Source organism: Paracoccus zhejiangensis, from assembly GCF_002847445.1.
GTDB lineage: Bacteria > Pseudomonadota > Alphaproteobacteria > Rhodobacterales > Rhodobacteraceae > Paracoccus > Paracoccus zhejiangensis.
In genome coordinates this window covers 2,660,722-2,682,885 of record NZ_CP025430.1, presented here as the reverse complement: position 1 = coordinate 2,682,885, position 22,164 = coordinate 2,660,722, and the positions used below count along the sequence as shown (strand labels likewise).

Annotated in this window: 19 protein-coding genes and 1 riboswitch; of the genes, 12 read left to right on the top strand and 7 right to left on the bottom strand. The window is 66.5% G+C overall.

Annotation, left to right across the window (positions count from 1 at the left end):
* Positions 1 to 14 precede the first annotated feature (14 nt).
* Positions 15 to 1,115, bottom strand: coding sequence for a chorismate synthase (gene aroC, locus CX676_RS12935; protein WP_101752990.1), 1,101 nt, complete (start codon positions 1,113 to 1,115; stop codon positions 15 to 17).
* Positions 1,112 to 3,748, bottom strand: a complete 2,637-nt coding sequence (mutS, locus tag CX676_RS12930) for a DNA mismatch repair protein MutS (RefSeq protein ID WP_101752989.1) — start codon at positions 3,746 to 3,748, stop codon at positions 1,112 to 1,114. The genes aroC and mutS overlap by 4 nt, the downstream gene beginning before the upstream one ends.
* 66 nt (positions 3,749 to 3,814) lie before the next feature.
* Positions 3,815 to 3,912, top strand: a riboswitch (TPP riboswitch).
* A 29-nt stretch (positions 3,913 to 3,941) separates the two neighbouring features.
* Between mutS and CX676_RS12925 the strand changes: the two genes are divergently transcribed.
* From CX676_RS12925 to CX676_RS12885, 9 genes are all read left to right on the top strand, one after another.
* Complete coding sequence (locus CX676_RS12925) at positions 3,942 to 4,922, top strand: thiamine ABC transporter substrate-binding protein (protein WP_101754324.1); 981 nt, start codon at positions 3,942 to 3,944, stop codon at positions 4,920 to 4,922.
* On the top strand, positions 4,898 to 6,457 hold the full coding sequence (locus CX676_RS12920; protein WP_101752988.1) for a thiamine/thiamine pyrophosphate ABC transporter permease ThiP: 1,560 nt from the start codon (positions 4,898 to 4,900) through the stop codon (positions 6,455 to 6,457). The genes CX676_RS12925 and CX676_RS12920 overlap by 25 nt, the downstream gene beginning before the upstream one ends.
* The gene (locus tag CX676_RS12915) at positions 6,450 to 7,145 is read left to right on the top strand and encodes a thiamine ABC transporter ATP-binding protein (protein WP_101752987.1); all 696 of its coding nucleotides are present in this window, start codon (positions 6,450 to 6,452) and stop codon (positions 7,143 to 7,145) included. The genes CX676_RS12920 and CX676_RS12915 overlap by 8 nt, the downstream gene beginning before the upstream one ends.
* Positions 7,146 to 7,211: 66 nt before the next feature.
* A complete protein-coding gene (locus CX676_RS12910) occupies positions 7,212 to 8,012 on the top strand; it encodes an NAD-dependent epimerase/dehydratase family protein (RefSeq protein WP_101754323.1) in 801 nt (266 codons plus the stop codon).
* Between the two features lie 222 nt (positions 8,013 to 8,234).
* A complete protein-coding gene (locus CX676_RS12905; RefSeq protein WP_101752986.1) occupies positions 8,235 to 9,245 on the top strand; it encodes a TRAP transporter substrate-binding protein in 1,011 nt (336 codons plus the stop codon).
* A 67-nt stretch (positions 9,246 to 9,312) separates the two neighbouring features.
* Positions 9,313 to 10,113, top strand: a complete 801-nt coding sequence (locus CX676_RS12900; protein WP_157935926.1) for a TRAP transporter small permease subunit — start codon at positions 9,313 to 9,315, stop codon at positions 10,111 to 10,113.
* A gap of 3 nt (positions 10,114 to 10,116) precedes the next feature.
* Positions 10,117 to 11,709 (top strand): TRAP transporter large permease, encoded by a 1,593-nt coding sequence (locus CX676_RS12895; protein ID WP_101752984.1) that lies wholly within the window; start codon positions 10,117 to 10,119, stop codon positions 11,707 to 11,709.
* Between the two features lie 13 nt (positions 11,710 to 11,722).
* The gene (locus tag CX676_RS12890; protein ID WP_101752983.1) at positions 11,723 to 13,216 is read left to right on the top strand and encodes a UxaA family hydrolase; all 1,494 of its coding nucleotides are present in this window, start codon (positions 11,723 to 11,725) and stop codon (positions 13,214 to 13,216) included.
* A 7-nt stretch (positions 13,217 to 13,223) separates the two neighbouring features.
* Positions 13,224 to 14,144, top strand: a complete 921-nt coding sequence (locus CX676_RS12885; protein ID WP_101752982.1) for a DMT family transporter — start codon at positions 13,224 to 13,226, stop codon at positions 14,142 to 14,144.
* Here the strand turns inward: CX676_RS12885 and CX676_RS12880 are convergent.
* Genes CX676_RS12880 through CX676_RS12860 form a run of 5 tightly spaced genes read right to left on the bottom strand, consistent with a single transcriptional unit; the run spans position 14,141 to position 19,114 of the window.
* A complete protein-coding gene (locus tag CX676_RS12880) occupies positions 14,141 to 14,833 on the bottom strand; it encodes a GntR family transcriptional regulator (protein ID WP_232816448.1) in 693 nt (230 codons plus the stop codon). The two genes, CX676_RS12885 and CX676_RS12880, sit on opposite strands and share 4 nt — an antisense overlap.
* Positions 14,834 to 14,854: 21 nt before the next feature.
* Complete coding sequence (locus tag CX676_RS12875) at positions 14,855 to 15,796, bottom strand: 2-hydroxyacid dehydrogenase (protein ID WP_101754321.1); 942 nt, start codon at positions 15,794 to 15,796, stop codon at positions 14,855 to 14,857.
* 11 nt (positions 15,797 to 15,807) lie between these two features.
* A complete protein-coding gene (locus CX676_RS12870; protein WP_101752981.1) occupies positions 15,808 to 16,575 on the bottom strand; it encodes an SDR family oxidoreductase in 768 nt (255 codons plus the stop codon).
* A 1-nt stretch (position 16,576) separates the two neighbouring features.
* Positions 16,577 to 17,320: an SDR family oxidoreductase gene (locus CX676_RS12865; RefSeq protein WP_101752980.1), complete on the bottom strand. Its 744-nt coding sequence runs from the start codon at positions 17,318 to 17,320 to the stop codon at positions 16,577 to 16,579.
* A 12-nt stretch (positions 17,321 to 17,332) separates the two neighbouring features.
* Positions 17,333 to 19,114: an IlvD/Edd family dehydratase gene (locus CX676_RS12860; protein ID WP_101754320.1), complete on the bottom strand. Its 1,782-nt coding sequence runs from the start codon at positions 19,112 to 19,114 to the stop codon at positions 17,333 to 17,335.
* 105 nt (positions 19,115 to 19,219) lie between these two features.
* Here CX676_RS12860 and CX676_RS12855 point away from each other — a divergent pair, with 105 nt between their 5' ends.
* The 3 genes from CX676_RS12855 (at position 19,220) to CX676_RS12845 (ending at position 22,146) form a co-directional block, all read left to right on the top strand.
* A complete protein-coding gene (locus CX676_RS12855; protein ID WP_101752979.1) occupies positions 19,220 to 20,371 on the top strand; it encodes a fumarylacetoacetate hydrolase family protein in 1,152 nt (383 codons plus the stop codon).
* Between the two features lie 64 nt (positions 20,372 to 20,435).
* Positions 20,436 to 21,416 carry a D-erythronate dehydrogenase gene (denD, locus tag CX676_RS12850; protein WP_232816447.1) on the top strand — a complete coding sequence of 327 codons (981 nt, stop codon included), beginning with the start codon at positions 20,436 to 20,438 and terminating at the stop codon, positions 21,414 to 21,416.
* Positions 21,403 to 22,146, top strand: coding sequence for a GntR family transcriptional regulator (locus tag CX676_RS12845; protein WP_198590191.1), 744 nt, complete (start codon positions 21,403 to 21,405; stop codon positions 22,144 to 22,146). Before denD ends, CX676_RS12845 begins: the two co-directional genes overlap by 14 nt.
* The last annotated feature ends 18 nt before the right edge of the window (positions 22,147 to 22,164 follow it).

Below are 22,164 nucleotides of genomic sequence, written 5' to 3'. Positions count from 1 at the left end.
GTTCCGCCCTCTCTTCAGCCGATCTGGCCGCGCACCCCGCCGGTCTGCGCCCGGTCCATCAGCAGGTGGTCGAGGATCACGCAAGCCGCCATTGCCTCGGCCACCGGCACGGCGCGGATCCCGACGCAGGGATCGTGGCGGCCCTTGGTGATCAGGTCGATCTCCTCGCCCTTGGCGTTGATCGAGCGGCGCGGCGTGGTGATGGAACTGGTGGGCTTCACCGAGAAGCGGACCACGATGTCCTGACCCGAGGAGATCCCGCCCAGAATCCCGCCGGCATGGTTCGACAGGAAGATCGGGCCGTCATTGCCCATGCGGATCTCGTCGGCATTGGCGGTGCCGGTCAGGGCGGCGGCGGCCATGCCCTCGCCGATCTCGACCCCCTTCACCGCGTTGATCGACATCATCGCCGCGGCCAGATCCGTGTCCAGCTTGGCATAGACCGGCGCGCCGAGACCCGGCGGGCAGCCCTCGATCAGCACCTCGACCGCCGCGCCGACGCTGTTCTGGTCCTTGCGGATGCCATCGAGATAATCTGCCCAGGCATCCGCCGCCGTGGCATCGGGCAGGAAGAACGGGTTCTCGTCGATGGCCGAGCGATCGAAACGCCCGCGCTCCAGGTGCATCGCGCCCATCTGCACCATATAGCCAGTGATCCTGAGGTCGGGCAGCATCTGTCGCAGCACCGCATGGGCCACGCCCCCGGCGGCGACCCGCGCCGCTGTCTCGCGCGCCGAGGAACGCCCGCCGCCGCGATAGTCGCGATGGCCGTATTTCAGCTGGTAGGTGATATCGGCATGGCCCGGGCGATAGGCCTGCGCGATATCGCCGTAATCCTTGCTGCGCTGGTCGGTATTCTCGATCATCAGCTGGATCGGCGTGCCGGTGGTCCTGCCCTCGAACACGCCCGAGAGGATGCGCACCTGGTCGGCCTCGCGCCGCTGCGTGGTGTGCTTGCTGGTCCCCGGACGGCGGCGGTCCAGAAACTGCTGGATGAAGGCCTCGTCCAGGGGCACGCCCGGCGGCGTGCCATCGACGGTCGCGCCAAGCGCCGGGCCGTGGCTTTCGCCCCAGGTGGTGAACCGGAATTCGCGGCCAAAGGTGTTGTAGCTCATGCGGTCTCTCCGGTCAGGGATTTCAACTCGTAGATCAGGTCCAGCGCCTCGCGCGGGGTCAGGCTGTCGGGATGGATGGCCTTGATGCGCGCATCAACCGGGCTTTCCTTGGCCCTTGCCGGGGCAGGGGCCGCAGGGGCCGCTCGGAAGAGGGGCAGGTCGTCGATCAGCGCGGCCGGACGGGCTGCCCCCTCGCGTTCGCCCGATTCCAGCGCGGTCAGCACCTCGCGCGCGCGCTCGACGACCGAAGCCGGCAGGCCCGCCAGCCGCGCCACCTGCACGCCATAGCTGCGATCGGCGGCGCCCTTTCGGACTTCATGCAGGAAGATCACCTCGCCCTCCCATTCGCGCACGGCGACGGTGGCGTTTTCCACCCCGTCGAGCCGCGCCGACAGCGCCGTCATCTCGTGGTAATGGGTGGCGAACAGCGCCCGGCAGCGGTTGGCGCCGTGCAGATGCTCCATCACCGCCCAGGCAATCGATAGCCCGTCCCAGGTTGCAGTGCCGCGCCCGATCTCGTCGAGGATGACCAGCGCATGATCGTCGGCCTGATTGAGGATGGCGGCGGTCTCGACCATCTCGACCATGAAGGTCGAGCGTCCGCGCGCCAGATCATCTGCCGCGCCGACCCGGCTGAACAGCTGGCTGACCATGCCGATATGGGCGCGGCGGGCCGGGACATAGGCGCCGGCCTGTGCCAGCACCGCGATCAGCGCGTTCTGGCGCAGGAAGGTCGATTTGCCGGCCATGTTCGGCCCGGTCAGCAGCCAGATCGCCGGGGTCTCGCCGGTGGTCAGGTCGCAGTCATTGGCGACGAACCCCTCGGCCTTGCGCTTCAGCGCGCGTTCGACGACCGGATGCCGCCCGCCCTCGACCAGGAAGGCGCGGCTGTCATCGACGCGCGGGCGCGACCAGCTTTCGCCGGTGGCGATATCGGCAAAGGCGGCAGCCAGATCGATCTCGGCCAAGGCCCGCGCCGCCTGACCGATGGCGGCGGCCTGATCCAGAACCGCGCCGCGCAGGCGTTCAAAAATGCCGCGCTCGATCTCGAGCGCCCGGTCGCGGGCGTTCAGGATGCGGGTTTCCAGTTCCGACAGCGGGACGGTGGTAAAGCGGATCTGGTTGGCGGTGGTCTGGCGGTGGATGAAGGTCTCGTTCAGCGGCGGGGCCAGCATCTTCTCGGCATGGGTTGTGGTCGTCTCGATGAAGTAACCCAGCACGTTGTTGTGCTTGATCTTCAGGCTTTGAACGCCCGCCAGCGCGATGTAATCGGCCTGCATCCCGGCGATGACGCCCCGGCCCTCGTCCCTGAGCCGCCGGGTTTCGTCCAGATCGGCCTCATGGCCGGGGGCGACAAAGCCGCCATCGCGGGCCAGCAGCGGCGGTTCGGCCACCAATGCGTCATCCAGCAGGTCGATCAGTTCGTCATGGCCTGTCAGGTCGCGGGCGGCATCCAGCAGCACCTGCGGCGCGTCCTCGGGCAGGCGGGCGGCGATCCCGGCGCCTTGGGTCAGCCCGGCGCGGATGGCGGAGAGATCACGCGGGCCGCCCCGGTCCAGCGCCAGCCGCGACAACGCGCGGTCCATGTCGGGCACGCGCGAAAGGGCATCGCGCAGGTCGGCGGCAAGGCGGGCATCCTCGACCAGCGCCGTCACCGCATCCTGCCTTGCATGGATCAGCGCCAGATCACGGCTCGGCGCGCTGATCCGCCGTTCCAGCAGACGCGCCCCCGCCGCCGTCACCGTGCGGTCGATGGCCGACAGCAGCGACCCCTCGCGCCCACCCGACAGGGCCTGCGTCAGTTCGAGGTTGCGACGCGTGGCGGCGTCGATCTGCATCGCCCCGCCGGCGCGTTCGCGGACAGGCGGGCGCAGCAGCGGCAGCTTGCCCTTTTGCGTCATGTCCAGATAGTCGACGATCGCGCCCATGGCCGACAGCTCGGCCCGGGTGAAGGCACCGAACCCGTCCAGCGTCTCGACCCCGTAAAGCGCCGACAGCCGCCGCGCCCCCGCGCCGCTGTCGAAGGCACCGGGCGGCAGGTCGGTCAGCGCCGCACCGGCATCCGCCGCCAGATCGTCAAGGTCCGCACCCTCGACGGCCAGAAGCTCGCGCGGGGCGAGCCGCGCCAGTTCCGGGGCAAGGCGGGGCAGCGAACATTCCATCACCTGAAAGGCGCCAGTGGAAATATCGACCCAAGCCAGCGCCGACTCCTCGCGCACCGTGGCGAAGGCGGCGAGGAAGTTGTGGCGGCGCGCCTCCAGCAGCGATTCCTCGGTCAGTGTGCCGGGGGTGACCAGCCGCACGACATCGCGGGCGACCACAGATTTCGAACCGCGCTTCTTGGCCTCGGCCGGGTCCTCCATCTGCTCGGCAATGGCCACGCGGAAGCCCTTGCGGATCAGCGTCAGCAGATAGGACTCGGCGGCATGGACCGGCACGCCGCACATCGGGATCGGCTCGCCCTGATGGGTGCCGCGCTTGGTCAGCGCGATGTCGAGTGCGGCGGCCGCGGCCACCGCATCGTCAAAGAACATCTCGTAGAAATCGCCCATGCGATAGAACAGCAGCGCGCCGGGATTGGCCTCCCGGATCGCCAGATATTGCACCATCATCGGAGTGGGCTGGTCAGTCATCTGCGCCTTGCCTGTCGTTCCTGGCGTTTCTAGCCGCTTGCGCTGGCCGGTGGAACCTCTACATTTGCAGCCACCTCGGGGTGCCCACAGGGCTGAGACGCGATAGCGGACCCGTTGAACCTGATCCGGCTCACACCGGCGGAGGGAAGGTTTCGCGATCCTTCTTTTCGGAACCCTGACAAAGGAGGTCGCGATGAAACGCCTTGCCCTTCTGGCCCTGCTGGCCGCCAGCCCCGCGCTGGCGCAGGAAAAGCCGGTGCTGACCGTCTATGCCGAGGATTACGTCACCAGCGAATGGGGGCCGGGTCCGAAGATCGAGGAGGGGTTCGAGGCGATCTGCGGCTGCGACCTGACATTCGTCACCGGCGACATCCTCCCCCGCCTCCTGATGGAAGGCGAGGGGACCGAGGCCGATGTTGTCTTCGGCCTCAACACCGATGTGCTGGCCCGCGCCCGCGCCTCTGGCCTTTTCGCGCAGCATGGGCAGGACACTTCGGATATGTCTCTGCCCGTGGCTTGGGAGGATGACATCTTCCTGCCCTATAACTGGAGCGAGACCGCCTTCATCTATGACGAGACCCGCACGCCAAATCCGCCGAAAAGCTTCGCCGAATTGCTGGACGCGCCCGAGGATCTGAAGATCGTCATCCAGGACCCGCGCGGTTCGATCTCGGGTCTGGCGCTGCTCTTGTGGGTCAAGTCGGTCTATGGCGAGGGCGCGCCGCAGGCCTGGGCCAAGCTGGCGCCGAAGGTGCTGACCGTGACCAAGGGCTGGTCGGAAAGCTATGGCCTCTTCACCGAAGGCGAGGCCGATATGGTGCTGTCCTTCACCACCTCGCCCGCCTATCACATCGAGGCCGAAGGCGACAAAACCAAGCACGCCGCGATTTTCCCGGAGGGGCATTATTTCCTGACCGAAGTGGCGGCGCAGGTGAAGGGCACGGATCAGCCGGAACTGGCGCAGAGCTTCATGGACTGGGTGCTGACGCCCAAATTCCAGAGCGTCATTCCCCATGCCAACTGGTCGCTGCCGTCGAAACTGCCCGAGGCCGACTGGCCACAGGTGATGCGCGATCTGCCGCGACCGGACAAGACCCTGTTCTATAGCGAGGACGAGGCCGAGGCGCTGCGCCGGCCGGCGCTGGATGAATGGCTGGCGGCGTTCTCGCAGTAAGACCCGGTCTTGGCGGGGTGGTCACGGCCGCGCTGCTGGCCGGGCTGATCCTTGGCACGCTGGCGGCGGTGGCAAGCTTTGCCGGCGGGCTTTCGGGGCTGGGGCCGTGGGACTGGCGCGCGGTCTGGTTCACGCTGTGGCAGGCCGCCGTTTCGGCCACGCTTTCGGCCATGCTCGCGATCCCGGTCGCGCGGGCGCTGGCGCGGCGGCGGTTTCCGGGCCGTTCGGTGCTGGTCACGCTTCTGGGCGCGCCCTTCATCCTGCCGGTGATCGTCGCGATCATGGGGCTGATCTCGGTCTTTGGCCGGAACGGGCTGCTGAACGAGGGTCTTCGTGCCCTCGGCCTGCCCGAGATCAGCATCTATGGCTGGCAGGGCGTCATCCTCGCCCATGTCTTCTTCAACCTGCCCTTGTCGGTGCGGCTGCTGTTGCAGGGTTGGCAAGGGATCCCCGCCGAACGCTTCCGGCTGGCCGAGAGCCTTGGCTTTGCACCCCGCGACATCACCCGGCATCTGGAACGGCCGATGCTCAGGGCGGTGCTGCCCGGGGTCTGGCTGGCGGTGTTCCTGGTCTGTCTGACCAGTTTCGCCGTGGCCTTGGCGTTGGGGGGCGGGCCGAAGGCCACGACGGTCGAGCTGGCGATTTATCAGGCCTTCCGCTTCGATTTCGACATGGGCCGCGCGGCGACGCTGGGGCTGGTGCAGGTTGGGCTGTGCCTTGGCGCCATGGCGCTGGCCAGCCGGTTCACCATCCCTGCGGGTTTTGGCGCCGGCATGGACAGCGCGGCATCGTTGCGCGGGCCGGGTGGCTGGCGGCGCGGGGGCGATGCGCTGGCGATCACGCTGGCGGCGGGCTTCCTGCTATGGCCGATGTTGACCGTGATCCTTGCCGGCCTGCCGCGCCTTCCGGCGCTGGAGGCGACGGTCTGGGTCGCGGCGGGGCGCTCGGTCATCATGGCGCTGGTCTCGGCGCTGCTGACGCTGGCGCTGGGGCTCGTCTTGTCGCTGGCCATCGCACGGGGAAGTGCGGGATGGCCCGCCCGGCTGATCGAGGCCGCCGGGATGCTGCCGATCATTGCCTCGCCGCTGGTGCTGGGTACTGGCCTTTATCTGATCCTGCGGGTCTGGATCACGCCGGGGCAACTGGCGCTGCCGGTGACGGTGGCGATCAACGCGGTGATGGCGCTGCCCTTTGCCCTGCGCGCGCTGATCCCGGCGGCGCGGGTGCTGGAACAGGACTACGGACGGCTGGCGGCGTCGCTGGACCTGCGGGGCTGGGCGCGGCTGCGCCATCTGACCCTGCCGCGTCTGGCCCGGCCCTTGGGCTTTGCCGGCGGGCTGGCGGCGGCGCTGGCCATGGGTGATCTGGGGGTCATCACGCTGTTCGCCAGCGACCAGCCGACACTGCCGCTGAAGCTTTACCAGTTGATGACGGCCTATCGCATGGCCGATGCCGCCGGATGTGCGGTGCTGCTGATGGCGATCAGCTTTGCCCTCTTCTGGGCCTTTGACCGGGGAGGGCGGCTGAATGCTTGAGTTTCGCGGGGTGCGGCTGGCGCTTGGTGATTTCCGCCTCTCTGCCGATCTGACCGTCGGGACCGGGGCGAGGGTGGCGGTGATCGGGCCGTCGGGATCGGGGAAATCGACGCTGCTGGGGCTGATCTCGGGCTTCCTGGTCCCCGATCAGGGACAGGTGCTGTGGCAGGGGCGCGATCTGGCGCCACTGTCGCCGGGGCAAAGGCCGGTCTCGGTGCTGTTTCAGGACCAGAACCTGTTTCCGCATCTGAGCGTCGGGCAGAATGTCGGCCTTGGGTTGCGCCCCGACCTGCGGCTGTCACCGGCCGAGCGGGAACGGGTCGCAGGCGCTTTGGCGCGGGTCGGGCTGCAGGACATGGCAGACCGCCGACCGGCGCAGCTCTCGGGCGGCCAGCAAAGCCGGGTGGCGCTGGCGCGGGTGCTGCTGCGGGCGCGCCCGCTCCTGCTTCTGGACGAACCCTTCGGCGCGCTTGGCCCGGCGCTGAAGGACGAGATGCTGGACCTGCTGGCCGAGATTGCCGGGCAGACCGACGCCACGGTGCTGATGGTCACGCATGATCCCGACGACGCGCGCCGCTTTGCCCCAGAGACCATCGTGATCCATGACGGCCGCGCCGAACCGCCCGTGCCGACCGGCCCGCTGCTGGATGATCCGCCGCCGGACCTCAAAGCCTATCTGGGAGGATAGATGGACGAGCATTGCGCCCGGCAGGAGTTTCGCCCCATCATGCGGCGAAAAGCGGAAAGGAAGCGGATGAAACGGTTGCTCATCACGGGGGCAGCGGGCGCGCTGGGGCAGATGTTGCGAGAACGGCTGGCGCCGATGGCCGAGGTGCTGCGGCTGTCGGACATCTCGGATCTGGGACGGCCGGCGAAGAACGAGGAAGTCTTTACCTGCGATCTGGCCAATGAAGAGGCGGTGTTCGACATCGTCGCCGATTGCGACGGCATCGTGCATCTGGGCGGCGTTTCGGTCGAGCGCAGCTTTGACCAGATCTCGCCGGCGAACCTGCGCGGGGTCTATAACCTCTACGAGGCGGCGCGGGTCAACGGGATGCCGCGCATCCTTTTCGCCAGCACCAACCACACCATCGGCTTCTACAAGCAGGATCAGCGCCTGCACGCCAGCGACCCGGTGCGGCCTGACGGGCTTTACGGCGTTTCGAAGGTCTTTGGCGAGGCGATGGCGCGGATGTATTATGACAAGTTCGGGCAGGAAACGGCGATCGTCCGCATCGGCTCTTGCACGCCCGAGCCGAAGGACTGGCGGGCCTTGGGAAGCTGGTTCAGCCATGACGATTTCGTCTCGCTGATCGGCACGGTGTTCCGCGTCCCGCGCCTTGGCTGCCCGATCATCTGGGGCGCGTCGAAGAACGATGCCGGCTGGTGGGACAATTCAGCGGCAGGTTACCTGGGTTGGGAGCCGCAGGACAATGCTGCCGACCACCTTGACCGGATCGTGTCCGAGGTGCCGCGCCCGGCGAAGAACGCGCCGGTCGCCGTCTACCAGGGCGGCAGCTTCACCGCCGAGCCGATTCACCGCGAGAAGAAGTAGTTCCGAGCCCTTCGCGGGCTGACCGGATGCCAAATCAGAAGATCGCGCCTCAACTGGGGCGCGATCTTCTTCATTTTGTGCAAAACTCGGGCAGATGGGCGCCCTTTCCCCGCGTCTTTCCCGCGGACATCGAGGTTTTTGCAGGGCTGGCACATAAATGGTATACCAGAATTGCGGAAACCATGTTAGACGGCGTGCCATCGCAGAGGAGGACTGACGAGAATGACCATCAAGAAAACCATGATCTGCACCGCTGCCCTGATCGGACTGGCCGTGCCGGCGGCAGCCGAAACGCTGCGGATTCAAACGCATTACGCCCCCGAAACCACTTCGGGCAAACTGGCGCAGGGCTTTGTCGACCAGGTTGCCGCCGATTCGAACGGCGATCTGACCATTGAAATGTTCTATTCATCTTCGGTGGTGAAGACGGTCGAGACCTTCGACGCCGCTGCCAATGGCATTCTCGATTGCGACATGACCGGCGGCGCCTACCAGACCGGCAAGAACCCGGCCTTCCAGTTCGTCGGCGACATCATGGGCGGCTATGACGTGCCGCAGCAGCAATATGACTGGCTGAAGCAGCCGGGCAATGTCGAACTGGTGCAGGCGCTCTACAACCAGTACGGGATGCAGTTCGTCGGCTGGTGGATGTATGGACAAGAGGCGCTGGCCTCGTCGAAGCCGCTCGACAACCTTGACAGCCTGAAGGACTGGAAATTCCGCTCGCCCCCGGGGATGGAGACAGAGATCTTCGCCAAGCTTGGCTCGAAGCCGGTGGTGATGGATTTCACCGAGGTCTTCACCGCGCTGGAAACCGGCATTATCGACGGCGCCGATGCCTCGGCCATCTCGAACAATGTCGGCCTCGGCCTCTATGACGTGGTGAAGAACGCCACCTATCCCGGCTTCCACTCGATGCCCGCCGACCACCTGGCCTGCAACAAGACCAAATGGGACAGCCTGACAGACGAGCAGCGCGCCGTGGTGCAGAAGGCCATGGACGACCTGTCGATCCGCTCGGCCGAGACCTTTGCCGCCGCCAACGAGGAAGCGGCCAAGGCACTGACCGAAAAGGGCATCCATATCTCGGACTGGTCGCAGGAGGACCGCGCCGGCTTCCGCAAGGCGGCGCAGGAGACCTGGCAGGAATGGGCGGCCAAGACCCCCGAGGCCAAGTCGCTGGTCGACAGCCACATCGCCTACATGAAGGAAATCGGTCTCATCACCGAGTAAACCGGCTCGCTTCTCGCGCGGCCCGGAAGCGGGCCGCGCCACGTTTCCCCCGTGAAAGGACATGGCGATGCAACCAGCGATGCGCTTTGGCAAGGACATGATGTGGCCGGCGATCTTCGTCGCGGCGATGATGTGGGTGATCTGGTTCTTCCCGCGCTTCATCGTCTCGATGGGCAAGGCCAATGACAATCTTCTGTCAAAATACCAATCCGCCGGGCTGATCGACTATGTCTTCGCCTTGGTCGCGCTGGTGGCGCTGATCATGGGCATCCGCACCGCCCGCGCCACCAAGGGCGAGATCGAGCTGCGCAGCAGCTTCGACCGTTTCGCGCTGTTCGTTTCGCGCGTGACCATGCTGATCCTGACCGGCGTTGTGGGCGTCATGTTCTTCGAAGTGGTCGCCCGCTATGTCTTCGAGCGCCCGACGCTCTGGGCCAACGAGACCTCGCTGTGGATGGCGGGGTTCATCTACCTGCTGTCGGGCCTCTACGCGATGCAGCAGCGCTCGCATATCTCGATCTACCTTGTCTATGACCAGATGCCCCGCGGCCTGCAGCGGCTCTGCGACCTGATCTCGACCGGGCTGATCTGCCTGTTCGCACTGGCGATCCTCTGGGGGTCCTGGACCGAGGCCGCACAGAAATTCATGCGGTGGGAGACCTTCGGCACCGCCTTTGACCCACCCCTGCCGGCGACGATGAAGATCATGGTGATCTTCGCCACGCTGGCCATCGCGGCGCAGGCCGTCGCCAACCTGATCGTCGACTGGCATCGCGGCCCGGAAAGCCACGGCGTCGTGGATGAAAGCGAAGTCGGCGAGATGATCGAATCCGCCCAGCACCAGTTCGACCACTCCAAAAGGGCGTAATTCATGGATATCTCGACGATCTCGATCATCCTTCTGGGTGCGCTTTTCCTGCTCTTGATCATCGGCATGCCGCTTGGCCTCGCCTCGGGCGTGCTGGGCGTCGCGGTGCTGGTGATGAAATTCGGCCCCACGCTGCTTTTCGCCGATTTCGGCAGCGGGCCGCTGAACATCATCGGACAGCGCATCTATGGCATCCTGACCGATTACGTCCTGATCTCGGTGCCACTCTTCATCCTGATGGCGAACCTTCTCGAACGCTCGGGGATCGCGGCCGAGATGTACAATTCGCTGAACGTCTGGCTGAACCGCACCCGCGGCGGCATCGCGCTGGTCACCTCGATCATGGCCGTCATCATGGCCGCCATGTCGGGCATCATCGGCGGAGAGGTGGTTCTGCTGGGCCTGATCGCCCTGCCGCAGATGCTGCGGCTGGGCTATAACCGCAACCTCGCCATTGGCACCATCTGCGCCTCGGGCTCGCTTGGCACGATGATCCCGCCCTCGATCGTGCTGATCATGTACGGCATGATCACCGAGACCTCGATCAAGGCGCTGTTCACCGCCAGCTTCCTGCCGGGCTTCGTGCTGGCGAGCTTCTATCTCATCTACATCTTTGTCCGCGTCCGCCTGCATCCCGAGGATGCACCGCTGCCGCCCCCGGTTCCGGGCGAGCCGATGGGGTCGGAAAAGTCCGCGCTGTTCGGCACCTTCCTGCTGACCTTGCTGGCCGGTGGCACCGGCGCGCTGGCGCTGCGGGCGATCTTCCTGACCGTGACCGGGCAGAATGCCGTGGTGGCGGGAGTCGATCCGATCGCGCTTGGCACCCCCTCGCACGCGATCTGGCTCAGCGTCATTGCGCTGGCCGCGATCGCCGTGATCCTTTTCGTCTGCGGGCGCGAGCGTCTGGCAACCTCGTGGAGCATGGGCAAGGGCATGGTCGCGCCGCTGATCGTTATCGGCGTGGTTCTGGGCTCGATCTACGGTGGCGTCACCGGCATCACCGAGGCCGCCGGCATGGGCACCATCGCCGTCGCCGTCATCGCCACCCTGCGCGGCGAGATGACCATGGACCTGCTGACGGAATCGCTGAAGCGCACGCTGAAGGCCACCGGCACGATCCTGTGGGTGACCATCGGCGCGACCGCGCTGGCCGGCGCCTATACCATCGTCGGCGGCCCGAACTACATCGCCAGCACCATCATCGGCTCGGACATGCCGACCATGGTCGTCATCCTGATCATGATGCTGATCTTCCTGGTCCTTGGCATGTTCATGGACTGGGTCGGCATCGTGCTGCTGGTCATCCCGGTCTTCCTGCCCATCATCAGCCAGTTGCCGATCGAGGAGATCGGTTTCATCGGCCAGATCGCGCCGGAACATCTGGCCATCTGGTTCGGCGTGGTCTTCTGTATGAACATGCAGGTCAGCTTCCTGTCGCCGCCCTTCGGCCCCGCCGCCTTCTACCTGAAATCGGTGGCCCCGCCCGAGATCTCGCTGACCGACATCTTCAAGGGGTTCCTGCCCTTCATCTGCCTGCAGCTTCTGGCCCTGTCGATCCCGTTGATCTGGCCGAATATCGTCTCTCTCTTCCTCTGAAGGCACCACCGACATGACCCGTATCGTGATCCTCGACCCCGCCGACAATGTCGGCACCGTCACCGGCGCGCTGGCCAAGGGGGAGCAGGGGGCCAATGCCGCCATCCCGCGCGGCCACAAGATCGCGCTGGCCGACATTCCCAAGGGGGCCGAGGTCACGAAATACGCCCAGGTCATCGGTTGGGCCTCGGAGGAGATTGCCAAGGGCGATCACGTCCACACCGAGAATGTCGAGTTTCGCAACATCAGCCATGAACATGTCTTTGGGGTGAACCTGCGCCCAGCGGCGACGCCGGCGAAGATGGACAGTTTCATGGGCTATCGCCGCCCGAACGGCCGGGTTGGCACGCGGAATTTCATCGCCATCCTGACCTCGGTCAATTGCTCGGCGACGGCGGCGCGGCAGATCGCGGCGCATTTCACCCCCGAGAAGCTGGCCGATTACCCGAATGTCGACGGCGTCACCGCCTTCGTCCACGGCACCGGCTGCGGCATGGCCGGGTCGGGCGACGGGTTCGAGGCGTTGCAGCGCGTCATGTGGGGCTATGCCAAGAACCCGAATGTCGGCGCGGTGCTGATGGCGGGTTTGGGTTGCGAGATGAACCAGATCGACTGGCTGATCGAAGCCTATGGCCTGACCCCCGGCCCGCTGTTCCAGACGATGAACATCCAGGACGTGGGCGGCTTGCGCAAGACCATCGAGCTGGGGGTGAAGAAGGTCGAGGCGATGCTGCCCATCGTCAATGCCGCCGAACGGACGGAATGCCCGGCTTCCGAGCTGATGGTGGCGCTGCAATGCGGTGGCTCGGACGCCTGGTCGGGGATCACCGCCAACCCGGCGCTTGGCTATGCCTGCGACCTGCTGGCGGGGCAGGGTGCGACCGGCGTTCTGGCCGAAACGCCCGAGATCTATGGCGCCGAACACCTGCTGACCCGCCGCGCGGCCAGCCCCGAGGTGGGCGAGAAGCTGTTGTCCCTGATCTCGTGGTGGGAGGATTACACCGCCCGGAACAAGGGCAGCATGGACAACAACCCCAGCCCCGGCAACAAGAAGGGCGGGCTGACCACCATCCTTGAAAAGTCGCTGGGCGCGGCGGCCAAGGGCGGCACCACGCCACTGAACGGCGTTTACAAGTATGCGGAACCGGTGACGGCGCGCGGTTTCACCTTCATGGACAGCCCCGGCTATGACCCGGCCTCGGTCACCGGCCAGATCGCCTCGGGCTGCAACCTTGTGGCCTTCACCACCGGGCGCGGCTCGGCCTTTGGCTCGAAGCCCTCGCCCTCGATCAAGATCGCCACGAACAGCGAGATGTATGGCCGGATGACCGAGGATATGGACGTGAATGCGGGCCGCATCCTGACCGGCGAGGCGACCGTGGAAGAGGTCGGGCGCGAGATCTACGAGCTGCTCTTGCGCATCGCCTCGGGCGAGAAGTCGAAATCCGAGGCGCAGGGACTGGGCGATTACGAATTCGTGCCCTGGCAGATCGGCGCGGTGATGTAGCCCGCCGATGCCGACCAGTGCCGAAATCCTCGCCCGGCGGCTCAGGCCGAAGGGCGACGATCCCGACGCCGTCGACCGCCTGGCCGGGATCGCCATCTTCACCTGCGCCGTGGCGCTGTTTGCCGTGGTCGATACCTCGGCCAAATGGCTGATCCTTGCCGGCGTGCCGACGCTGACCGTGGTGTTCGTGCGCTATTTCGGCCATCTGGCGCTGATCCTCGCGGTGACCCTGCCGCGCGACGGGCTGAAAAGCTTCCGCTCCGTGAACCCCAAGCTGCAATTCTTCCGCTCGATGTGCCTCCTCGGCTCGACGCTTCTGAATTTCACCGCGCTCAGCTTTCTGCCGCTGCCGGTGGCCATTTCGATCATGTTCGCCGGGCCGATCTTCGTCACGCTTCTGTCCATGCAGCTTCTGGGCGAGCCGGTGACGCGCGGGCGGCTGGCGGCGGTCGGGCTGGGCTTTCTCGGCGTGCTGGTCGTGGTCCAGCCCTGGGGCGGGGCGTTTCACCCGGCCATGCTGATCTCGATCTGTGCCATGCTCTGCGCCTCGATGTATTTCATCCTGACCCGCCGGCTGTCGCATGAATCGACCATCACCCACCAGATCTGGTCCGGCGGCGTGGCGACGGTGGTGCTGCTGCCGATCCTGCTTCTGCATTGGGAATGGCCGCAGGGGGCGTTGGAATGGATCGTCTTCGTCCTGATCGGCCCGGTGGCGCTGGCGGCGCATACGCTGGTGGTGCAGGCGCATCAGAAGGCGCGGGCCTCGGTGCTGGCGCCGGTCGTCTATCTGCAGCTGATCTTCGTCAGTATCACCGGCTACCTGGTCTTTGGCGACGTGCCGGGCCTCAGCGTCATCATGGGCGGTGGCATCATCATCGCCGCCGGGCTGTGGCTCAGGCAGATCGAGCGGGCGAGCGTGGGTTAGTCAGCACCTGAACCGGCGCCGAAATGCGCCTCGATATTGCGCAGCATCCCGGTCATGTGGCTGTCGATATGGCGGCGGATCTCGGCGGGGTCGCGGCGGGTCAGCGCATCGACCATGCCGGCATGATCGCCAAGCGTGCGGTTCATGTCGTGTCGCTGGCGTGCCGACAGGAAGCGGATGCGCCAGAGCCGCTGCAGATATTCCTGATGGGTCCGGGCCAGCGCCGCATTGTGGCTGGCGGCGACGATGGCCGAGTGCATGGCCATGTCCAGACCGAAGACATCGACCTTGTCGCCGCTGTCATAAAGCTCGGCCACTTCGAGCGCCTGTTCGCGGATGCGGTCGATTTCCGCGTCCGTGGCGTTGCGGCAGGCCAGTTCGCCCGACATCAGCTCCAGCATCCGCAAGACGGCGATCTCGTTGCGCACCTCGTCAAGGCTGGGTGCGGCGACGATGGGACTGCGCAGCGGGCGCAGCGTGACCAGACCCTCCTTGGCGAGGATGCGCACCGCCTCGCGCAGCGGCGTGCGGCTGATCCCCAGCCGGTCGGCATTGTCGCGTTCCTTGATCTGGGTGCCGGGCGGCAGGTCGCCGTTCAGGATCTCGCGCCGCAGCTGGTCGGCGATGGCGGCGGGAATGGTGCGGTCGGCGCCATGATCCCCGCTCTGCGCTGACTCGGCGTCCATCATGGCGACCCTCCCGTGACCCGGTCAGTTGACCGGCGTTGACAATGCTGTCCCGTCCAGCCCCGCGCGCAGGTTCCGGCGCTGCAGATCGCCCATCGCCCCACGGGTCTCGACCGTTGCCGAGCCGATATGGGGGAGGGGATAGAGGTTGTCCAGTTTGACCAGACGTTGATCCACCTTCGGCTCGCCCCGGAACACGTCCAGCGCCGCGCCGCGAATGGTGCCGTCGGTCAGCGCCGCGATCAGCGCGTCCTCGTCGATGACGCTGCCGCGCGAGATGTTGACCACCACGCCATCAGGGCCGAGTGCCTTGAGCACTTCGGCATTCACCAGCCCCTGCGTCGCCGGGCCGCCAACGATGGCAATGACCAGGTCATCCACAGCCCCGGCCAGTTCGACCGGATCGGCGTGATAGGTCCAGCCCGCCGGCGCGTCCTTGGGGCTCCGCGACTGGTAATGGATCTCGGATTTGAATGCGGCCAGCCGGTCGGCGATCTCGCGCCCGATGCGGCCCATGCCAAGGACGCCAATGCGCCGCCCCGACATCTTGCGCCCCAGCGGCAGGTCGCCCTTCGCCGCCCAGTCCCCGCTGCGGATAGAGGCCGCGCCGGGTTCGAAGCGGCGGTTCAGCGCGATCAGCAGGCCCACGGCCAGATCGGCCACATCGTCATTCAGCACATCGGGGGTGTTGGTGACCTTGATGCCGCGCGCGCTGGCAGCGGCAACGTCGATGGCATCGTAACCCACGCCGAAATTGGCGATCACCTTCAGACCCGGCAGCTTGTCCATCTCGGCTGCACCAAAGGGCGTGCCGCCGGCATAGGCGAGGCCGCGGATGCCCGCCCGCTCGGTCTCGGTCAGCGTATCGATCTCGTCAGGCCGGGCCAGCAGCCTTGCGCCGAAATCCTCGCGCAGCGCGGTGGCGTCGCGGTCGAGATAGGGGCCGATGGCCAGCGTATCCGTCATGTCCTGTTCCTTCACAGCGAGGCGGTGATGCCGCCATCCACATAGAGCGTTGTGCCGTTGACGAAGCTCGAGGCCGCCGACGACAGGAAGATCGCCGCGCCGACCAGTTCCGGCAATTGCCCCCAGCGACCGGCGGGGGTGCGCTTGGCCAGCCAGGCGCTGAACTCGGCATCCGCGACCAGCGCGGCATTCAGCGGCGTGTCGAAATAGCCGGGCGCGATGGCATTGCAGTTCAGCCCGTATTTCGCCCAATCGGTCGCCATGCCCTTCGTGAGGTTCGCCACCGCGCCCTTGGTGGCGGTATAGGGGGCAATGCCGGGGCGGGCGAGCGCGCTCTGGACGCTGGCGATGTTGACGATCTTGCCTGCACCCCGCGCGATCATGTGGCGGGCGACGGGCTGGGCGACGTTGAAGACGCTGGCGATATTCGTCTGCATCAGCCGCTGAAAGGCTTCCGCCGGGAAATCCTCCAAGGGGGCGCGGTGCTGCATCCCGGCATTGTTGATGAGGATGTCAATGGCCCCGCTCTCGGCCTCGAACCCGTCCACGGCGGCGCGGGCGGCCGCGTGATCGGTCACATCGAAGGGCAGGGTCGACACGTCGAGCCCGTCGAGGCGCAGCAGATCGGCGGCCTCGTCCAGCTTCACCGCATCGCGGCCATTCAGGACGATCGAGGCCCCTGCCGCCGCCAGCCCCTGTGCCAGCGCAAGGCCGATGCCCTGCGACGAGCCGGTGATCAGCGCCCGCTTGCCGCTGAGATTGAAAAGCGACAGGCTCATCTCAGCCCCGCCCGATGAAGGGCATCTTGGTCGCCATCACGGTCAGGAACTGGATATTCGTCCCCTCAGGCTGGGTCGCCATGTAGAAGACCGACTCGGCCACGCGCTGCGCATCCATCATCGGCTCGGCCTTGATCGAACCATCTGCCTGCGGCACGCCGCGCTGCATCCGCTCGGCCAGCGAGGTCAGGGCATTGCCGATGTCGACTTGCCCGCAGGCAATGTCGAAAGGCCTCCCGTCCAGCGAGATCGCCCGGGTCATGCCCGTCACCGCATGTTTCGAGGCGGTATAGGCGATCGAGCCGGGCCGCGGTACATGGGCCGAGATCGAGCCGTTGTTGATGATCCGCCCGCCCTGCGGCTCCTGCGCGCGCATCACCCGGAAGGCGGCGCGGGCGGCCAGGAACATGCCGTTCAGGTTCACGTCGATCACCTTGCGGAAATCGTCGGGGTCGATCTGGTCGGGCGTATTCGCCGGAATATTGGTGCCGGCATTATTGAACAGCACATCCACCCGGCCCCATTTCGCCACCACCTGGTCAAAGGCCGCATCTACCGCCGCCGCATCGGTCACGTCGCAGGGCAGGGCCAGCGCATCGGCATTGTCACCCGCTACCTCGCGCAGCTGGTCCTCGCGCCGCCCGATCAGGCCGACGCGCCAGCCGTTTGCCAAGAAATGCTCGGCGGTGACGCGGCCGATGCCGCTGCTGGCGCCGGTGATGATGATGGTCTTCGGATCGGCCATGGTGGTTCCCCTTTAGTGATTGTCGCGCGGCAGGCTTTTCGCCACCTTGTGATAGGCCGTCGCCAGTTCCAGGCAACCGCCATCGGCCAATTGCCCCACATGCTTGCGATAGATCTCCTGCCAGGGCGTCTGGTTCACCAGCTCGGGCGCATTCCACGCATCGCGGCGGCGCTGCCATTCGGCTTCGTCCACCAGCGCGTTCATGGTCCGCGCGTTCAGGTCAAGCCGCACCCGGTCGCCGGTCTCGAGGAAGGCCAACCCGCCGCCGACCACCGATTCCGGGCTGGCGTTCAGGATCGAGGGGCTTTCCGACGTGCCCGATTGCCGCCCGTCACCCACCGTCGGCATATGGTTGATGCCCTGTTTGATCAGCGCATCGGGCGGCTGCATGTTCACCACCTCTGCGCTGCCCGGATAGCCGACGCAGCCCACGTTGCGGATGAAGAGGATGCAGTTTTCATCGATATTCAGCGCCGGGTCGTTGATCCGGTCGTGGTAATCCTCGGGGCCTTCGAAGACGATGGCGCGGGCCTCGTGGATGCCCTCCTGCCCCGGCTGCGACAGGAAACGCTGCCGGAAATCGGCCGAGATGACACTGGTCTTCATCAGCGCGCTGTCGAAGAGATTGCCCGAGAGGACGAGGAAACCGGCATTCTGCCGTAGCGGCTCGGCGACGGTGCGGATCACGTCCAGATCGCCGCTGTCCCAGCCCGTCAGGTTCTCGCCCATGGTCTTGCCGCTGGCGGTCATCGCCGCGTCACGGATCAGCCCGGCCTTGCGCAATTCGCCCATCACCGCCGGAACGCCGCCGGCCCGGAAGAAGCTTTCGCCCAGATATTCGCCCGCCGGCTGCATGTTCAGCAGCAGCGGCACCTCGAAACCGATGGTTTCCCAGTCCTTCACGGTCAGCTCGACCCCGGCATGGCGGGCGATGGCCTGCAGATGTGGCGGCGCATTGGTCGAGCCGCCGATGGCTGCATTGACGACAATGGCATTCTCGAAGGCCTCGCGGCTCAGGATGTCACTGGGCTTCAGGTCGTCCAGCACCATCTGCACGATGCGCTTGCCGGTCTCGTAAGCCATGTTCATCCGCTCGCGGAAGGGGGCGGGGATGGCGGAATTGCCGGTCAGGGTCATGCCAAGCGCCTCGGCCATGGCATTCATGGTGCTGGCCGTGCCCATGGTGTTGCAATGGCCAAGGCTGGGGGCCGAGGCGCAGACCCGGCTGATGAACTCGTCATAGTCGATCTTGCCCTCGGCCAGAAGCCGGCGGCTTTCCCAGACAATCGTGCCTGAACCGGCGCGCTTGCCCTTCCACCAGCCATCCAGCATCGGCCCGCCATTCAGCGCGATAGCCGGAATGTCGACGGTTGCCGCGCCCATCAGCATGGCGGGCGTGGTCTTGTCGCAGCCGGTGGTCAGCACCACCCCGTCGATCGGATAGCCGTGCAGCACCTCGACCAGCGACAGATAGGCGAGGTTGCGGTCCAGCGCCGCCGTCGGGCGCTTGCCGGTTTCCTGGATCGGATGGACCGGGAACTCCATCGGGATGCCGCCACCGTCGCGGATGCCCGCCTTGATCCGGTCGATCAGGAAGACATGGATCTTGTTGCAGGGGGCAATGTCGCTGCCGGTCTGGGCAATGCCGATCACCGGGCGCTCGGATTGCAACTCCTCGCGGGTGTAGGCCTGATTCTGGTAGCGTTCCAGGTAAAGCGCGGTCATGCCGGGATTGTTCGGGTTGTCGAACCATTCCTGGCTGCGGAAGCGTTTGTGGGCGCGTGTATCCGACATGGTTTCCTCTCCCGAACCGGCGAATTGCCAAAGCTTGAAATTTTGGTATACCATTTTTGGAGGCGCGTAAAGCGCAACCATGACCGCACCCGAGGAGGAATTCGCATGACCCCAGCCACCAACCTGCCCGAAACCGGGATCTTCGCCGGGCGCATCTGGCGACCGGGCATCGGCCCGGTGCTGGTGGTGCTGCGCGAGGGCGCGGTCTTCGACGTCACCTCGCCCGCGGTGCCGACCATGCGCGACTTGCTGGAACTGGACGATCCGGTGGGCTGGCTGGCTGCGATGCCGGGCGAGCGGGTCTGCGATCTTGCCGATCTCGAAGGCGAAACGGATGATCCCGATGCGCTGCGGCTGATCTCGCCCGCCGATCTGCAGGCGATCAAGGCCAGCGGCGTCACCTTTGCCGAATCGATGGTCGAGCGGGTGATCGAGGAACGCGCTGCCGGCAATCCCGACCTTGCCGCCGAGATCCGCGCCCGCATCGGTGCGCGCGTGGGCGACAATCTTCGGGGCATTGTCCCCGGCTCGGACCGCGCCGCCGAGGTCAAGCGGGCGCTGCAGGAAGAGGGGCTGTGGTCGCAATATCTCGAGGTGGGCATCGGCCCGGATGCCGAGGTCTTCACCAAGTGCCAGCCCATGGCCTCGGTCGGCTGGGGGGCGCGGGTCGGGTTGCACCCGATCAGCCGCTGGAACAATCCCGAGCCGGAGATCGTGCTGGCGGTGGACAGCCGGGGTCGGATCAAGGGCGCGACGTTGGGCAACGATGTGAACCTGCGCGATGTCGAGGGGCGCTCGGCGCTGCTTCTGGGCAAGGCCAAGGACAACAATGCCAGCGCCGCCATCGGGCCGTTCATCCGGCTGTTCGATGCGGGCTATGGGCTCGAGGATGTAAGGCAGGCCGAACTGACCTTGCGGGTCGAGGGCGCGGACGGGTTCGTGCTGGACGGGCGGTCCTCGATGCGCCGGATCAGCCGCGATCCCGCCGATCTGGTCAGCCAGACGTTGGGCCGGCACCACCAATATCCGGACGGGATGATGCTCTATCTCGGCACACTCTTCGCGCCGACGCAGGACCGCGACGCGCCGGGGCAGGGCTTCACCCATCACCCGGGCGATCTGGTCACCATCAGCGAGCCGGGACTGGGCGCGCTGGTCAACCGGGTGGCGCTGTCCACCGATTGCCCGGAATGGCGCTTTGGCACGGCGGCGCTGATGCGCAATCTTGCCGCACGCGGCCTGCTGGCAACGGCTTGAACTTCCCCGCAACCGCTGGGTAACGTATACACTGCTCGACGCCGGGCAGCGGCGGGAGGAGTCTATGGTGCAGGTTCTGATTCTGGGGGCCGCGGGCATGGTCGGCCGCAGGCTGGCGCAGCACCTGCTGGCAAGCGGCAGGCTGGGCGATCAGCCCGTCAGCCGCATCACCGCCTTCGACATGGTGCCCGCCGATCTGGAGGCCGGGGCCAGCGGCATCGACCTCAAGATCGTCACCGGCGACATCTCGGACGCGGCGACCATCCGCGCGCTGGTGGCGGATCGTCCCGATGTCATCTTCCACCTCGCCGCCGTGGTTTCGGGCGAGGCCGAGGCCGATTTCGACAAGGGCTATCGTATCAACCTCGACGGCACGCGGCATCTCTTCGAGGCGATCCGGGCCGAGGCCGATTACCGCCCGCGTGTGGTCTATACCTCGTCCATCGCCGTTTTTGGCGCGCCCTTCGGCGACAAGATCGGCGACGAGTTCCTGACCGCACCGCTGACCAGCTATGGCACGCAGAAGATGATCGGCGAGCTGTTGCTGAACGATTATTCCCGCCGCGGCATCTTCGACGGCATCGGCATCCGCCTGCCGACCATCGTGGTCCGACCCGGCAAGCCCAACAAGGCGGCCTCGAGCTTCTTTTCCGGCATCATCCGCGAGCCGCTGGCCGGGATCGAGGCCGACCTGCCGGTGGATGACGACGTGCGCCACTGGGTCGCCAGCCCCGATTCCGCCGTCGGTTACCTGGTCCATGGCGCGACCATGGACCTCGAACCCGTCGGCCCACGCCGCTGCCTGACCATGCCGGGCCTCTCGGTGACCGTGGCCGAGATGCTGGCGGCGCTGCGTGACGTGACGGGCGAGGATGTCGTGGCGCGGGTTCGCCGCAAGCCGGACGAGACCATCCGCCGGATCGTCGCTGGCTGGCCGCGCGATTTCGACGCCACGCGGGCCGCGGAACTGGGCTTTGTCACCGATGCCAGCTTCCACGAGATCATCCGCGCCCATCAGCGCGAGACCGGCCATGGCCTCGCCTAGGACCGGGGCGCCCCGCCCCGGCGACCGTCGCGCCCGCTCGCGTCCCAGCCTGCAGGGCATCGCCGACCTGCCGGCCCGCGACCGCGCCTATCACGACCTGCGCTATCGCATCCTGACCGGGCGTCTGGCCCCCGGCACCACGCTGCTGGAAACCGAACTGGCGGCACTTCTGTCGCTGTCGCGTACCCCGGTGCGCGAGGCGACGATCCGGCTGGCCGAGGAGGGGCTGATTGCCATCCGCCCGCGCCACGGCATCACCGTGCGCAGCCTGACGCTGAACGATGTGCGGGATATTCTCGACGTGCTCTCGGCGCTGGAGATCCGGGCGGTGGAACTGGTAGCGCGGCGCGGGCTGGCGCGGGCGGATCACGACCGTCTTTTGCACCTGATGGACCGGATGGAGCGGGCGACCGAGGCCGGCGATATCGCGCAATGGTCCGAGATGGATGATGATTTCCACTCCACCGTCGCGGGGCTCTGCGGCAATGACCGGCTTCTGTCGACGCTCGACGAATACTGGTCGCAGCAATACCGCCCGCGCATGATGATCGTACCGCTGCGCCCCAAGCCGACGCAATCCAATATCGAGCATCGCCGCATCGTCGAGGCGCTGGCCGCCGGTGATGTCGAGGCGGCGCGGCTGGCCCAGCAGCAGCACCGCGCCCGCGCCGACCGCCAGCAGCTTGACCTGCTGCGCGACCGGCTGGCCGATGGCGCGGATCGTGCGTGACCCCTTTTCCGGGCGGCG

What these genes read in the sequence shown, in the direction of transcription:
- CX676_RS12880 (WP_232816448.1), bottom strand. Translation starts at nt 14,833, where the DNA reads ATGATGGACGCCGAGTCAGCGCAGAGCGGGGATCATGGCGCCGACCGC.
- CX676_RS12895 (WP_101752984.1), top strand. Translation starts at nt 10,117, where the DNA reads ATGGATATCTCGACGATCTCGATCATCCTTCTGGGTGCGCTTTTCCTG.
- CX676_RS12855 (WP_101752979.1), top strand. Translation starts at nt 19,220, where the DNA reads ATGACCCCAGCCACCAACCTGCCCGAAACCGGGATCTTCGCCGGGCGC.
- CX676_RS12875 (WP_101754321.1), bottom strand. Translation starts at nt 15,796, where the DNA reads ATGACGGATACGCTGGCCATCGGCCCCTATCTCGACCGCGACGCCACC.
- CX676_RS12905 (WP_101752986.1), top strand. Translation starts at nt 8,235, where the DNA reads ATGACCATCAAGAAAACCATGATCTGCACCGCTGCCCTGATCGGACTG.
- CX676_RS12865 (WP_101752980.1), bottom strand. Translation starts at nt 17,320, where the DNA reads ATGGCCGATCCGAAGACCATCATCATCACCGGCGCCAGCAGCGGCATC.
- CX676_RS12900 (WP_157935926.1), top strand. Translation starts at nt 9,313, where the DNA reads ATGCAACCAGCGATGCGCTTTGGCAAGGACATGATGTGGCCGGCGATC.
- CX676_RS12925 (WP_101754324.1), top strand. Translation starts at nt 3,942, where the DNA reads ATGAAACGCCTTGCCCTTCTGGCCCTGCTGGCCGCCAGCCCCGCGCTG.
- CX676_RS12890 (WP_101752983.1), top strand. Translation starts at nt 11,723, where the DNA reads ATGACCCGTATCGTGATCCTCGACCCCGCCGACAATGTCGGCACCGTC.
- mutS (WP_101752989.1), bottom strand. Translation starts at nt 3,748, where the DNA reads ATGACTGACCAGCCCACTCCGATGATGGTGCAATATCTGGCGATCCGG.
- CX676_RS12915 (WP_101752987.1), top strand. Translation starts at nt 6,450, where the DNA reads ATGCTTGAGTTTCGCGGGGTGCGGCTGGCGCTTGGTGATTTCCGCCTC.
- CX676_RS12920 (WP_101752988.1), top strand. Translation starts at nt 4,898, where the DNA reads ATGGCTGGCGGCGTTCTCGCAGTAAGACCCGGTCTTGGCGGGGTGGTC.
- CX676_RS12860 (WP_101754320.1), bottom strand. Translation starts at nt 19,114, where the DNA reads ATGTCGGATACACGCGCCCACAAACGCTTCCGCAGCCAGGAATGGTTC.
- CX676_RS12870 (WP_101752981.1), bottom strand. Translation starts at nt 16,575, where the DNA reads ATGAGCCTGTCGCTTTTCAATCTCAGCGGCAAGCGGGCGCTGATCACC.
- denD (WP_232816447.1), top strand. Translation starts at nt 20,436, where the DNA reads ATGGTGCAGGTTCTGATTCTGGGGGCCGCGGGCATGGTCGGCCGCAGG.
- CX676_RS12845 (WP_198590191.1), top strand. Translation starts at nt 21,403, where the DNA reads ATGGCCTCGCCTAGGACCGGGGCGCCCCGCCCCGGCGACCGTCGCGCC.
- CX676_RS12885 (WP_101752982.1), top strand. Translation starts at nt 13,224, where the DNA reads ATGCCGACCAGTGCCGAAATCCTCGCCCGGCGGCTCAGGCCGAAGGGC.
- CX676_RS12910 (WP_101754323.1), top strand. Translation starts at nt 7,212, where the DNA reads ATGAAACGGTTGCTCATCACGGGGGCAGCGGGCGCGCTGGGGCAGATG.
- aroC (WP_101752990.1), bottom strand. Translation starts at nt 1,115, where the DNA reads ATGAGCTACAACACCTTTGGCCGCGAATTCCGGTTCACCACCTGGGGC.